Consider the following 14,396-nt stretch of genomic DNA (forward strand, 5'->3'; position numbering starts at 1 on the left):
TCTGTTATTAAGCATAAAGTGGCATGTTTAATTAACAAATTGATAGATTTACAAGGTTTTTTCAATAAAATAGTTGTTCGTTTCAGTTTTATTAATATATTTGCACTTTGTTAGAGTAAAGAAACAATTAATGTAAAGTTAAACTTTAAGAGAGAATTTATGAAAAGAAAATTAATGCTGTTATTGGCCTGTCTTTTTGTCGGAATAGGCCTAGTAACTGCCCAAACCCAGAAGGTTACAGGTGTTGTAATTTCTGAAGAAGACGGGCAGCCAGTTATTGGAGCCTCTGTATTGGTAAAAGGTACACAAATTGGTGCTATTACCGGTGTAGATGGTGATTTTACATTACCAAACGTACCAAGTTCCGCGAAAACTCTGGTGATTTCTTATATTGGTATGCAGACCCAAGAAGTGGCAATAAAACCCAGCTTAAAAGTGGTGATGAAGTCTGATACTGAGATGCTTGATGAGGTAATGGTGGTTGCTTTCGGTACAGCAAAGAAGTCTGCATTTACGGGTTCGGCTAAGGTGGTTGGTACCGAAAAGCTGGAGCAGTCGCAAGTGACGAATGTTACTGATGCCTTGGCAGGTGCTGTGCCGGGTGTGACACTGACTTCCAATGACGGTGCTCCGGGTTCAAAGTCATCCATCAAGATTCGTGGTTTTAGCTCAATCAATGCAAAGAATGACCCTCTGATTATTGTGGACGGCGCTCCTTATAGCGGTGATATTAATAATATCAATCCTAACGACGTTGAGTCAATGACAGTATTGAAGGATGCGGCTTCCAATGCTCTTTACGGTGCTCGTGGTGCTAATGGTGTAATTATCATCACTACCAAAAGGGCCAATATGTCGGGAGAGGCTAAGGTGACTTTTGATGCTAAGTGGGGTGCTAACACTCGAGCGTTGCAGAAATATGAAGTGATTGACAATCCTGGCATGTACTACGAGATGCATTATCGTGCCATGAACAATTATTATAAGTCAACGGGAATGAATGACCAAGCTGCATGGCTTGAGGCAAACAAGAATCTGTTTGGCTCCAACGGTGGATTGGGATACAATGTATATACAGTTCCCGATGGGCAATTCCTCATTGGTCAGAACGGTAAACTTAATCCCAACGCCACATTGGGTAGAGTTGTGAATTATAAAGGACGTGACTATCTGCTGACTCCGGATGATTGGGAAGATGTGGGAATGCGTACCGGTCTGCGTCAGGAATACAACTTCTCGGTGAGCGCAGCCAATGAAAAGTCTTCTTTCTATGTTTCTTTAGGTTATCTTGGAAATGAGGGTATCACTGAAGGCTCTGACCTGAAACGTTTGACAGGCCGTTTGAAAGCCGACTATCAGGCAAAGAAGTGGTTGAAGATTGGTGGTAATATGGGATATGCACGTTTTGATTCCAACTCGTTGAGTAACAATGGTACCAGTTCGTCTACCGGTAATATATGGGCGTTTGTTACCCAAATGGCTCCCATCTATCCCGCCTACGTGCGCAATGCTGACGGCAGCATCATGGTGGATAATAATGGTATTGGAATGATGGACTACGGTAGTGGTATTAATGCAGGTATGCAGCGTCCTTTCATTGCTGATGCCAACCCTATTCTAGACAATAAACTAAATACCAGAAACTCTGAAGGAAATGCCATTAACGGCAACGCCTTTGTAGATATAACTCCTATAGAAGGCTTGAAGGTGACATTCAATGGTGCTTTCAACTTGGATGAGACACGTCATAGTTACGTTTACAATCCTTACTACGGGCAGTTCGACTCCACTGGCGGTACAGTGAGTAAGTATCATACACGTACTTACGATTACAACCTGCAACAACTTGTTTCTTATGCCCGTTCGTTTGGCGACAATAACTTCGATATTCTTTTAGGTCACGAATATTATGATTATCGCTACTATGAACTTGGGGCCAGCAAGTCGCAGATGTTCTCTCAAGGCAATAAGGAATTGGATGGTGCCATTATCGACGGACAAGGTGCTTCTTCCTATAAAGAGCGTCGTAACAATGAAGGTTTCTTCGGCCGTTTGCAATACAATTATGACGAACGCATCTTCGGCTCGGCTTCTTTGCGTCGTGATGCTTCCAGCCGTTTCCATCCGGACCATCGCTGGGGTACATTCTGGTCGGTAGGCGGTGCGTGGCTTATCAACAAAGAAAGCTGGTTTGATGCTTCATGGGTGCAGGAACTGAAGCTGAAGGCTTCTATTGGTTCACAAGGTAATGACAATATCGGTGACTTCCTCTATACGGATAGATTTAACATTATCAACTCTAACAACAGCCTTGGTACTTCATTTAAATCTAAGGGCACTAAAGACATCACTTGGGAAACCAACACTAACTTCAATATCGGTGCAGAGTTCCAGTTGTGGAACCGTGTAACCGGTAGCATCGAGTACTACAGACGTAAGACTTCGGATATGTTGTTCTCATTTACCGTGGCTCCATCATTGGGTTATGCTTCCTATATGGACAACGTTGGTAACATGGTCAATAGTGGTGTGGAAATGGACTTCAATGTGAATATCTTCGATACACGTAACTTTACGTGGGATGTGAATGTGAACATTTCAACCTTGAAGAACCGTATTACGATGCTTGATCCTGATAAGTTGATTACTACTGAGTATACAGCTGATGGAAAAGGATATAAGGGCTATTCTAACGGAAGCTTCTTCATTGGTGAGGATTTGTCTATGTTTACATGGCGCTTGAAGGAGTATGCCGGAGTGAATGAAAAGGGTGAGTCTTTGTTCTATAAGAATGTCAAGGACGAGGCCGGCAATATCACCGGACGTGAAACGACTACGAATCATGCTCAGGCTGACTATTACATCACAGAGGAAAGCTCAATACCTAAGGTGTATGGTGGTTTCGGTACCAAACTGAAAGTATATGGCGTGGACTTCGGCATAAACTTCACTTACCAGATTGGTGGTAAGCAATATGATGGTACGTATGCTTACTTTATGTCGTCACCTTATGGTACGGCTGGTTACAACTACCATAAGGATTTGCTGAACTCATGGACTCCTGAGAACACAAATACTAATATCCCTCGTTTCCAGATGAACGACCAATATTCAGGGGCAATGTCTACGCGCTTCTTGACAAATGCAAGCTTCTTGAATATCCAGAATATTAATGTGGGCTACACGTTACCTTCCAAGTGGACAAGAAAGTTGACCATCAACTCATTGCGCGTGTATATGTCGGCAGAAAATGTTTTCTATTGGTCTAAACGTAAAGGGTTCGACCCACGTCAGTCATACGACGAGACAACCAATGCTACTTTCTATTCACCGATGCGTACCATCTCCGGTGGTGTGTCATTTGAGTTCTAAACCTAATATATAGATTACAATGATTATGAAGAAGAATATATTCAAACTATTTTCGGTTATGGTCGTATCGGCCACGGTATTGACCGGCTGTATAGAAGAGGTTTTTCCCGAAGATTCTACAGCGACCTCCGATCAGATTGGTGCATCGGCAACAGCGATTGAGGCTTCGCTTAATGGCTTGCCATCGCAAATGGTACAAGGCTATCTAGTGTACGGTAAGCAAACACATGAGACCGACCTTGCTTATCCCTCATTGATGTTGGCCCAGACAGAACTGCTGGGTGATGTCGTGGCTACGGATTACGGATATGACTGGTGGTGGCGCTTCAATGCCAATAATGGTATGAACGACACCGGCTATTATTCATATTTGCCTTACTTCACCCTATATAAGTTCGTTAAATCGGCCAATGACGTGATTGCGGCCGTTGATGTGACTGATCCCACAATTACCGATGAAATGCGTGGGCTTGGAAGTATAGCCCATGCTTTCCGTGCATTGGACTATTATACGCTGATGGTACTTTTCGAACCGGTAGAAAACATCTATACCGATTGTAGCAAGGTACTGGGGCTGACGGTGCCCATCGTGACTGAGGCAACAACTAACGACATTGCGAAGAGCAATCCGCGTGCAACCCACGAAGAATTGGTGAATTTCATTCTTGCCGACCTTGACAAGGCAGAGATAGGTCTGGAGTCTTATACACCTGTCAGTAAGAACTTCCCTGACTTGGCGGTCGTATATGGTCTGAAGGCCAAAGTATATATGTGGGATGGTCAGTTTGCTAAAGCTGCCGAGTATGCCCGCAAGGCTATTGATAAGTCGGGAGCAACACCTATGAGCGAATCACAGTGGCATAATCCCACTACCGGTTTCAATACGGCTACTTCTGCATGGATGTGGTACCTTCACCCCACGGCTTCCAATATGGGTAATCTTGCTAATTTCATTGGTCACATTTCCAATGAAGCGGATTGGGGATATGCTTCTTTGTCTAAGCTCCAGATGGCACGTTCACTTTATGACGCGATTCCTGCTACCGATTTCCGCAAATATTCTTACCTTGACCCGGACAGAAGTACTTACGCTTACCAGTCAGTGAGAGGCAATGCATGGCTGGATGAACAACCGGATTATATGTCATTGAAGTTCCGCCCCGTGGGTGGTGACTATAACACTTATTCTGTGGGTGCGGCTGCAGATATTCCCGTGATGCGTGTGGAAGAGATGTATCTCATAGAGGCTGAAGCAGTAGGTGCCAGCCAGAATGTGGCAGCAGGCGTACAGTTGTTGAATAACTTTATGAAGCAGTACCGCCAGAGCAATTACAATTTCAGTACGGGTGATTTGCGTAATTTCCAACTTGAGGTGTTGAAACAGATGCGTATCGAGTTCTGGGGTGAGGGAATCGCATTCCCCACGGCTAAACGTCTGAAACCGGATGTCATTCAGAATTATGAGGGTACCAACTTTATAGAAGATATCTTCAAGATAAACTGTAAAGGTGTGAAGCCCAACTGGACATTGATGATTCCTAAGACCGAGGTCGATTCAAATACTGCCCTTCAGGGAATGAACAATCCGGACCCGTCCGGTGCTATTGCTAAACGTCCTACTCCGATAGGGGAGTTTGCACCGGGTAACAATTAACCAATGAACTAACTTTTAATAGAATTTGTATATGAATAAGATATTCAATAAATTGTTTTTGGGCTTGGCCGTATGCGGTTTGGCTATGACGGCTTGTTCAGACGGTGTGGAGTGGGAGCCTTCTCCGGTTCCTACCGAGGGTGTACAAGCTTATATTTATACTGATAACACTGATTTGACTTATTATCCGAATGATGAACAGGTTTTTGTGGTCAAAATCGGCCGTCAGAAAACAGATGCGGCTGCATCTATTCGCTTGACTACAGATGCGGAGAACGTAACAGTGCCGACAACGGTTGATTTTGCTGCCGGTGAAGCACTCAAAGAAGTAAAGATTGCGTTTGACATAGCTGTGGGTACTACTGCATCTTATACTATTACCATTCCTGAAGAAGATTCCTACGTTTATGGTTCACCTAAGGTGACGGTCAATATAAAGCGTGACTATACTTGGCTCAATATAGGTACAGGCTACTATGCATCTCAATTATTTGGCGAGGGTTGGGATCAACCTGTGCTGAAGGCTAAAGAGGCTAATATCTATAAACTGGAAGATTGCATTACGAAAGGATATCCCATCATGTTTACGCTAAGCGATGACAATCAAGAACTGATAGGTTGGGATCCTCAACCTACTGGTTATGACAAGACGGATTATGGTATGCTATACTTTGCAGCAGCAGGTATGGAGCGTAAAGGAAACGTGTTGTCTTTCCCGATGCAGGGCTTAGTAGTGCTTGACGGTGGTAAATGGGGAGTACTGTATCAGGGATTCACGGAAACGCTGGAGATGCCGGAAGGGTTTTGATTATCCTGGCAATTAGATAATATGTAATTTGAAATGGCATGTAAGATGAAGTTCGACTTCATTTTACATGCCATTTTTCTATTGTGTCTGTTTTTATTTTATTCCGCTTTTTAAGGCGCTTCCGCCAAAATTATTTATATTTGCTGCCCGAACCAACAATACATATATATAATAAGGTATAGAAACTATGAAAGAATTTGTAATTTCCGAAGTGCAGGCAGAAACAGCGGTATTGGTAGGTCTCATCACTAAAACGCAGGATGAGCGAAAGACGAACGAATACCTGGACGAGCTGGCATTCTTGGCTGAGACAGCCGGGGCGGAAGTAGTGAAGCGGTTTACCCAAAAGCTGGATGCAGCGCATTCCGTGACTTATGTCGGCAAGGGCAAGCTGGAAGAAATTAAAGAGTATATCCGGAATGAAGAAGAAGCCGAACGCGAAATCGGCATGGTGATTTTTGATGATGAACTCTCCGCCAAGCAGATACGCAATATAGAAGCTGAACTCAAAATCAAGATACTGGACCGTACGTCCCTGATTCTCGATATCTTTGCCATGCGTGCCCAGACTGCCAATGCAAAAACGCAGGTGGAGCTGGCGCAGTATAAGTACATGCTCCCCCGTCTGCAACGTTTGTGGACCCACTTGGAACGCCAGGGTGGTGGCTCCGGTGCCGGTGGAGGTAAAGGTTCCGTGGGACTTCGCGGTCCGGGTGAAACGCAGCTGGAAATGGACCGCCGTATCATCTTGAACCGTATGTCATTGTTGAAGGAGCGCTTGGCTGAGATTGACAAGCAGAAGTCTACCCAGCGGAAGAACCGCGGACGCTTGATTCGTGTGGCATTGGTGGGATATACCAATGTAGGAAAATCCACATTGATGACTTTGCTTTCGAAAAGTGAAGTCTTTGCAGAGAATAAGCTGTTTGCCACGTTGGATACTACGGTGCGTAAGGTGATTATTGAGAACCTGCCGTTCCTGCTATCCGATACGGTGGGCTTTATCCGTAAATTGCCGACGGATTTGGTAGACTCCTTCAAGTCTACTCTGGATGAGGTACGCGAGGCGGACTTGCTGTTGCATATCGTAGACATCTCTCATCCGGATTTTGAAGAACAGATAGAAGTTGTGAACAAGACGTTGGCAGATATCGGTGCCGCCGGTAAGCCCATGATTCTTGTATTCAATAAGATAGACGCTTATACTTATATAGAGAAAGCGGCTGACGACCTTACCCCCAGAACCAAGGAAAACTTGACACTCGAAGAACTGATGAAGACGTGGATGGCTAAGATGGAGGATAACTGCCTCTTTATTTCTGCCCGCGAAAAAATCAATATGGAGGAACTGAAGAGTGTAGTTTATCAGCGTGTGAAGGAATTGCACGTGCAGAAGTACCCCTATAATGACTTTCTTTATCAGACCTACGAAGAAGAAGTTTAATTTTAGTTATGAGTTATGAGTTATTTGCTGGCAGCGGTTTGAATCGGTAGTGCCGGCAAAGGCAATAACTTATAACTCATAACTCATAACTCGTTATAAGGATGAATTACAGAAGACTGACCGAAGATGAAATTCTCCGGTTGAAGAGCCAGTCATGTCTGGCTGATGATTGGGGGAAAGTAACCGTTGCAGAAGAGTTCTCAACGGAATTTGTGCATCATACCCGTTTTTCGGGTGAGGTGTGTTTGGGAGTGTTCCATTCAGAATTTATGTTGCCGGGAGGAATCAGGAAGCATTCCGGTTTGCGGCATGTGACGCTGCATAATGTAACGGTGGGAGATAACTGTTGCATTGAGAATATCCAGAACTACATTGCCAATTATGAAATAGGGCATGACACCTTCATTGAGAATGTGGATATTATTCTGGTAGACGGTGTGTCGAAGTTCGGTAACGGGGTAGAAGTGTCTGTCCTGAATGAGACGGGAGGCCGTGAGGTGCTGATTAATGATAAACTCTCCGCACACCAAGCCTATATTCTGGCGCTTTACCGCCATCGCCCGGAGCTGATTGCACGGATGAAGGAAATCACGGATTTTTATTCCAACAAACATGCTTCTGCTGTAGGAAGCATCGGGAACCATGTAATGATATTGAACACCGGTTCCATAAAGAATGTGCGCATCGGTGATTATTGCCGCATCTGTGGTACATGCCGTCTGTATAACGGAAGCATCAACAGCAACGAGGTGGCGCCGGTACACATCGGGCATGGGGTGATTTGTGATGATTTCATCATCTCTACCGGGTCTCATGTAGATGACGGAGCTATGCTGAGCCGCTGCTTCGTGGGGCAGGCATGCAAGTTGGGACACAACTACTCTGCCTCGGATTCTTTGTTTTTCAGCAACTGCCAGGGAGAGAACGGGGAGGCGTGCGCTATTTTTGCCGGACCTTATACGGTGACGCACCATAAATCCACGTTGCTGATTGCCGGTATGTTTTCCTTTATGAATGCCGGTTCGGGGTCCAATCAGAGCAACCATATGTATAAGTTAGGGCCTATCCATCAAGGCACTTTGGAGCGTGGTGCCAAGACGACTTCCGATTCGTACATCTTGTGGCCTGCAAGGGTGGGAGCGTTCTCCTTGGTAATGGGGCGCCATGTCAACCATTCTGATACTTCGAACCTGCCGTTCTCTTACTTGATAGAGCAGAATAATACGACTTATCTCGTGCCCGGTGTCAACCTGCGTAGTGTGGGTACCATCCGCGATGCCCAGAAGTGGCCGAAACGTGACGGGCGTACCGACCCGAACAAACTGGATTACATCAACTATAATCTTCTCAGCCCCTACACGGTGCAGAAAATGTTCAAGGGACGGGAAACGTTGCAGAATCTGCGTCATGCCAGTGGCGAGCTTTCGGATATCTATTCTTTCCATAGTGCGAAGATACGTAACTCGGCTTTGGTGAAAGGTATCCGCTTCTATGAAATAGCCATTCATAAGTTCCTCGGAAACTCTGTCATCAAGCGCTTGGAAGGCATTGACTTCCGGAGCAATGAAGAAATACGTGCCCGTTTGAAGCCCGATACTGCCATTGGCAGCGGCGAATGGGTGGATATTTCCGGATTGATAGCCCCAAAGAGTGAGATAGATGCGCTGATAGACGGTATTGAGTCCGGCAAAGTCAATCGCTTGAAGTCTATCAATACCGAGTTTGAGAAGATGCACAGCAACTACTATACCTACGAATGGACCTGGGCGTATGAGAAGCTGGAAGAGTTCTATGGTATCAGACCGGAAGGTATGACGGCGGAAGACGTCATACATATTGTCGAAAAATGGAAAGAAGCAGTAGTTGGCCTCGACCGCATGGTGTATGAGGATGCCAAGAAAGAATTTTCACTGGCTTCCATGACGGGCTTTGGAGCCGATGGCTCACGCTTGGAAAAGGAACTCGACTTTGAGCAGGTACGCGGCGATTTTGAAAGCAATCCGTTTGTAATGGCTGTACTGAAACACATTGAGGTGAAGACGGCGCTGGGCGATGAACTGATAGGGCGGATGCAGCGGGTATCAGAAAATTAATTATGATTTGTTGCGTTTTTACTCTAATTAAAGAATTATTTCAATAATAGTTTTTACCTTTGCTCGGTAAAGGCGGTTTTGTGCTGCCTTTGCTACCCGAATCACTTTTAAACATTAAATATACGAGTAATTATGGCAACAACACCTCCGTTCAAGTATCAACCCATGTTCGAGAAGGGAAAAGATACTACTGAGTATTATCTGCTTACGAAAGATTACGTGTCAGTAAGCGAGTTTGAAGGAAAACCTATCTTGAAGATTGAAAAAGAAGGTTTGACGGCAATGGCCAATGCGGCTTTCCGTGATGTATCGTTCATGTTGCGTCGTTCGCACAACGAGCAGGTTGCTAAGATTCTGAGTGACCCCGAGGCAAGCGACAACGATAAATACGTGGCACTCACCTTCCTGCGCAATGCCGAGGTAGCATCCAAGGGGGTACTTCCTTTCTGCCAGGATACGGGTACGGCAATCATCCATGGTGAGAAGGGACAGCAGGTATGGACCGGCTACTGTGACGAAGAAGCTCTCTCACTGGGTGTTTACAAGACTTATACCGAAGAGAATCTGCGTTATTCTCAGAACGCTCCCCTCACCATGTACGATGAGGTGAATACGAAGTGCAACCTCCCCGCACAGATTGACATTGAAGCTACGGAAGGTATGGAGTACGAGTTCCTCTGCGTAACCAAGGGTGGTGGCTCTGCCAACAAGACTTATCTCTACCAGGAGACAAAGGCTATCCTCAACCCCGAAACATTGGTTCCCTTCCTTATCTCAAAAATCAAGACTTTGGGTACGGCAGCTTGTCCTCCCTATCACATCGCATTCGTTATCGGCGGTACCTCTGCCGAAAAGAACTTGCTGACTGTGAAACTGGCTTCCACCCACTTCTACGATAACCTACCCACTACCGGCAATGAGTTCGGCCGCGCTTTCCGCGATGTGGAACTGGAGAAGCTGGTACTGGAAGAAGCTCATAAGATTGGCCTCGGTGCCCAGTTCGGCGGCAAGTATCTGGCTCACGACATCCGCATCATCCGCCTGCCGCGTCACGGTGCGTCCTGTCCCGTGGGTCTGGGTGTTTCCTGCTCTGCCGACCGTAACATCAAGTGTAAAATCAATAAAGAAGGTATCTGGATTGAAAAGCTCGACAGCAATCCGGGTGAACTGATTCCCGAAGAACTCCGTAAGGCCGGTGAAGGCGACGTGGTGAAGATTGACTTGAACCAGCCGATGGCCGATATTCTGAAGGAACTGACCAAGTATCCGGTTTCCACCCGTTTGTCTCTGAATGGAACCATTATCGTAGGCCGTGACATCGCACACGCCAAGCTGAAAGAACGTCTGGACCGTGGCGAAGACCTGCCGCAGTACATCAAAGACCATCCCATCTACTACGCCGGTCCTGCCAAGACTCCTCAAGGCATGGCTTGCGGCTCCATGGGCCCGACTACTGCCGGACGTATGGACCCGTATGTAGACCTCTTCCAAAGCCACGGCGGCAGCATGATTATGCTTGCCAAAGGTAACCGCAGCCAGCAAGTGACAGATGCCTGCCAAAAGTATGGCGGTTTCTACTTGGGCTCTATCGGTGGTCCTGCCGCTATCTTGGCACAGAACAACATCAAGAGCATTGAGTGCGTGGAATATCCCGAACTCGGTATGGAAGCTATCTGGAAGATTGAGGTGGAGAACTTCCCTGCATTCATCTTGGTGGACGATAAGGGCAACGACTTCTTCAAGCAACTGAAGCCCTGGAATTGCAGCAAGTAAAACAGAAGCCTTTTAGAAAGGCATAATATAAGGAAAGCCGTAACGGAGAAAATCTTGTTACGGCTTTTTTGTTTTGTAGAGGAAAACAAAGTGTTTCGCGGCATAGAACACTCTGTTTCATCAAGCAAAACAAACTGTTCCTTTATGTTGAAACAAATTGTTTCAATAGGAAGAAACAAACTGTTCTTTCATGTTGGAACAAAGTGTTCTTCCCTATTGGAACACTCTGTTCTGCCTTGATAAAACAGATTGTTCTCTATAGGAGAATAAAACTGAAACTCGTTTGTTGTCGTATTTTTGTTACATTCTCCTTTTCATTTCTCGGTTAACTTCTTTATCTTTAGCCCTCCAAACAACCAATTTAATAAAACATGGAACCAACTCTTACACGACAAACTCCGGCACAACACATCGTATGGCTGGATGTGGTACGCCTTGTTGCAATGTTTACAGTAGTTTGCTGCCATTGCACAGACCCTTTTAACTTCTATCCGGGCACATCGCCCGACATTGTTGACATCAAGTTCTGGGGAGCTGTCTACGGTGCGGCGCTCCGTCCTTGCGTACCGCTTTTTGTAATGATTACCGGTGCATTGCTGTTGCCGGTACGGGGTGACGCCTCGGCATTCTACAAGAAACGTATCCCCCGCGTATTCTTTCCTTTCCTCATCTGGTCTGTGATTTACAATCTGTTCCCCTGGATAACGGGACTGCTGGGAGTGGAGCCGAAAGTGATTCTGGATTTCTTCCCTTATTCGGGTGAGGAAGTGATGCGCCAGTCTCTGGCAGTGAGCCTGGGATATATTGCAGAAATGCCTTTTAATTTCTCTCTATTGGATGTACACATGTGGTATATCTATCTGCTGATAGGGCTTTATCTCTATCTTCCGATATTCTCGGCATGGGTGGAGAAGGCCTCGGAACGTGCCAAACTATGGTTTCTTGCAGCATGGGGAGTGACACTGCTGCTGCCTTATTATACCGAGTTTGCCGCTCCGTACCTTTGGGGGACTTGCTCGTGGAACTCGTTCGGTATGCTGTATTACTTTGCCGGTTTTAACGGCTACCTATTGTTGGGCCATTATCTGAGGAACCATAACTGGACGGGCCGGCAACTCTGTGGCATCGGCATTCCCATGTTTGCCATTGGCTATGCCGTAACATTCCTTGGTTTCCGTCGTATGACCTCCTTGCCGGATTTTACGGATGAGATGCTCGAACTCTTCTTCACCTACTGTTCGCTGAATGTAGTAATGATGACCATCCCCGTGTTTATGCTTTGCAAGCGGGCCAATTTCCGTTCGGAGCGCATCAAGAAAGCATTGGCAAACTTGACGCTCTGTGGTTTTGGAGTCTATATGATACACTATTTCTTTACCGGACCGAGCGTAGTCCTGATGCGTGCTATCCATGTTCCTATCTATCTTCAGATACCTTGTGCCGCAGTCGTCGCTTTCTGTACTTCCTGGTTTCTGGTGGCAATGGCATACCGTTGTTTCGGGAAGCGGACCAAGTGGGTGCTGGGGTAGTTTGGATGAAAGATTGTTTATCTTTAAAGGAGGAGATTTAGGGCTTATTATCTCCTCCAGATTCTCCACATATAGTAAGCGCAGTGCGTGAATGCGAAAACAAACGAGATAATCAGCAGCACTTTGCTTTCTCCCCATCCCACAGTCTGTTGGTGCCACAGTCCGGTGATGACACAAAGAACGGCAAGGATAAGTCCAATCATGTTCAAGGTCACCTGCCCGTGGCGGGTGTCGCCTCCATGCTCCAGCTTACTGTGCTTCATGCCGTAGCCCACGTAGATGTCCAGACCGATGAGCATCCACAGTACCAGGCGTATCCATGTATCGGCAGGAAGGAACAACATCATGCAAAGGCAAGTAAGAATACCCAGTATGGGGATAAGTGGAACAAGTGGGGTTTTAAAGGAACGGGGCACGTCAGGCATGGTTCTGCGTACTACCAGTACAGCGGCACAGACCAGCGTGAAGGCCATCAGCGTGCCGATGCTTGTCATCTCTCCGGCCAGCCGTGCGGGTACAAAAGCTGCCAGCAGGCCCACAAGTACCATGAAGAGCAGGTTGCTGCGTGCCGGAGTACGGAACTTTTCGTTGATATGCGAGAAGAAAGGAGGCAGCAGCCCGTCATGGCTCATGCTCAGGAATACGCGGCTCTGTCCCAGCAGTGTCACCATGATGACGGAGCAATATCCGAACAGAATGGACAGCACGATGGCACGGTTCAGCCAGGGATAGTCCGGCTGGATGATACCTGCAGCATCAGCCTGCCCCATGTGCTCTATGGCTATGGCAACGGGAGCAATGCCTTGCTGTCCGCTGAAGGCGGTGTAGTGTGCCACTCCCGTCATGACGTGGGCAAAAACCATATAGAGCACGGTGCATACCAGCAAGGAGACCAGAATGCCGATAGGCATGTTCCGCTTCGGGTTCTTCGTCTCTTGGGCAGCTGTGCTCACGGCGTCGAACCCGAGGAAGGCGAAGAATACGATGGCCGCCCCTCGCAGGATGCCGGAGAAGCCATATTCGCCCAGCACGCCCGTATTGGCAGGGATGTAAGGTGTATAGTTGTCGGTATTGATGTATTTCCAGCCGAGTATGACAAAAATCAGTATGACGGAAACCTTCAGGAATACAATGAAGCCGTTGAAGATGGAGCTGCCTTCCGTACCCCGTATCAGGAAGAGGCTCATCAGCACGACGATAAGGAAGGCGGGGATATTTACGACTCCACCATCCCAGGGACAGGCGGTGAGGGCTTGCGGTAGATGTATGTCCAGTCCCTCGAGAAAGACGACCAGATAGCGGCTCCAGCTGATGCTTACCGTGGTTGCGGCTACGGTGTATTCCAGTACCAGGTCCCACCCGATAATCCAGGCGATGAGTTCGCCCATCGTGGCATACGAGTAGGTGTATGCGCTGCCGGCTACGGGTATCATGGATGCAAATTCCGCATAACATAGTCCGGCGAAGCAGCATCCCAGTGCGGCAATGGCAAAGGACAGTGTGATGGCCGGTCCCGTATAGCCTGCCGCCACCGTTCCGGTGATGGAGAATAGACCCGCTCCGATGATGACTCCCACGCCCAGGGCAACAAGGCTCCACGGACCAAGTACACGTTTCAATGTTTTCTTTCCGGAGGCATTAGCCTCCGCTTGCAGTGCCTCGAATGGCTTTCTGATGAATAATCCCATTATGCTTCAATTCTGATAAACCGGGCGCAAAGGTA

The 14,396-nt window shown here is 46.9% G+C and carries 8 protein-coding genes; 7 read left to right on the plus strand and 1 reads right to left on the minus strand.

Going from position 1 to position 14,396, the window contains the following annotated elements; genetic code table 11:
- The first annotated feature begins 159 nt into the window (after window positions 1-159).
- The 7 genes from DXD78_RS00645 (at window position 160) to DXD78_RS00680 (ending at window position 12,673) form a co-directional block, all read left to right on the plus strand.
- On the plus strand, window positions 160-3,372 hold the full coding sequence (locus DXD78_RS00645) for a TonB-dependent receptor (protein ID WP_199607931.1): 3,213 nt from the start codon (window positions 160-162) through the stop codon (window positions 3,370-3,372).
- Between the two features lie 25 nt (window positions 3,373-3,397).
- The gene (locus tag DXD78_RS00650; protein ID WP_225982625.1) at window positions 3,398-5,026 is read left to right on the plus strand and encodes a RagB/SusD family nutrient uptake outer membrane protein; all 1,629 of its coding nucleotides are present in this window, start codon (window positions 3,398-3,400) and stop codon (window positions 5,024-5,026) included.
- A 31-nt stretch (window positions 5,027-5,057) separates the two neighbouring features.
- Window positions 5,058-5,834, plus strand: coding sequence for a hypothetical protein (locus tag DXD78_RS00655; RefSeq protein ID WP_009037208.1), 777 nt, complete (start codon window positions 5,058-5,060; stop codon window positions 5,832-5,834).
- Window positions 5,835-6,021: 187 nt separating this feature from the next.
- The gene (gene hflX / locus DXD78_RS00660; protein ID WP_009037207.1) at window positions 6,022-7,278 is read left to right on the plus strand and encodes a GTPase HflX; all 1,257 of its coding nucleotides are present in this window, start codon (window positions 6,022-6,024) and stop codon (window positions 7,276-7,278) included.
- A 101-nt stretch (window positions 7,279-7,379) separates the two neighbouring features.
- Window positions 7,380-9,371 carry a DUF4954 family protein gene (locus DXD78_RS00665; RefSeq protein WP_009037206.1) on the plus strand — a complete coding sequence of 664 codons (1,992 nt, stop codon included), beginning with the start codon at window positions 7,380-7,382 and terminating at the stop codon, window positions 9,369-9,371.
- A gap of 132 nt (window positions 9,372-9,503) precedes the next feature.
- Window positions 9,504-11,144, plus strand: coding sequence for a fumarate hydratase (locus tag DXD78_RS00670; RefSeq protein WP_005824254.1), 1,641 nt, complete (start codon window positions 9,504-9,506; stop codon window positions 11,142-11,144).
- 371 nt (window positions 11,145-11,515) lie between these two features.
- A complete protein-coding gene (locus DXD78_RS00680) occupies window positions 11,516-12,673 on the plus strand; it encodes an acyltransferase (RefSeq protein WP_009037205.1) in 1,158 nt (385 codons plus the stop codon).
- A gap of 47 nt (window positions 12,674-12,720) precedes the next feature.
- Here DXD78_RS00680 and DXD78_RS00685 read toward each other — a convergent pair whose 3' ends face one another.
- A complete protein-coding gene (locus DXD78_RS00685; protein WP_005835078.1) occupies window positions 12,721-14,361 on the minus strand; it encodes an amino acid permease in 1,641 nt (546 codons plus the stop codon).
- Window positions 14,362-14,396 lie beyond the last annotated feature (35 nt).

The organism is Bacteroides sp. D20, from assembly GCF_003436255.1.
Lineage (GTDB): Bacteria > Bacteroidota > Bacteroidia > Bacteroidales > Bacteroidaceae > Bacteroides > Bacteroides uniformis.

What these genes read in the sequence shown, in the direction of transcription:
- DXD78_RS00645 (WP_199607931.1), top strand. Translation starts at nt 160, where the DNA reads ATGAAAAGAAAATTAATGCTGTTATTGGCCTGTCTTTTTGTCGGAATA.
- DXD78_RS00650 (WP_225982625.1), top strand. Translation starts at nt 3,398, where the DNA reads ATGAAGAAGAATATATTCAAACTATTTTCGGTTATGGTCGTATCGGCC.
- DXD78_RS00655 (WP_009037208.1), top strand. Translation starts at nt 5,058, where the DNA reads ATGAATAAGATATTCAATAAATTGTTTTTGGGCTTGGCCGTATGCGGT.
- hflX (WP_009037207.1), top strand. Translation starts at nt 6,022, where the DNA reads ATGAAAGAATTTGTAATTTCCGAAGTGCAGGCAGAAACAGCGGTATTG.
- DXD78_RS00665 (WP_009037206.1), top strand. Translation starts at nt 7,380, where the DNA reads ATGAATTACAGAAGACTGACCGAAGATGAAATTCTCCGGTTGAAGAGC.
- DXD78_RS00670 (WP_005824254.1), top strand. Translation starts at nt 9,504, where the DNA reads ATGGCAACAACACCTCCGTTCAAGTATCAACCCATGTTCGAGAAGGGA.
- DXD78_RS00680 (WP_009037205.1), top strand. Translation starts at nt 11,516, where the DNA reads ATGGAACCAACTCTTACACGACAAACTCCGGCACAACACATCGTATGG.
- DXD78_RS00685 (WP_005835078.1), bottom strand. Translation starts at nt 14,361, where the DNA reads ATGGGATTATTCATCAGAAAGCCATTCGAGGCACTGCAAGCGGAGGCT.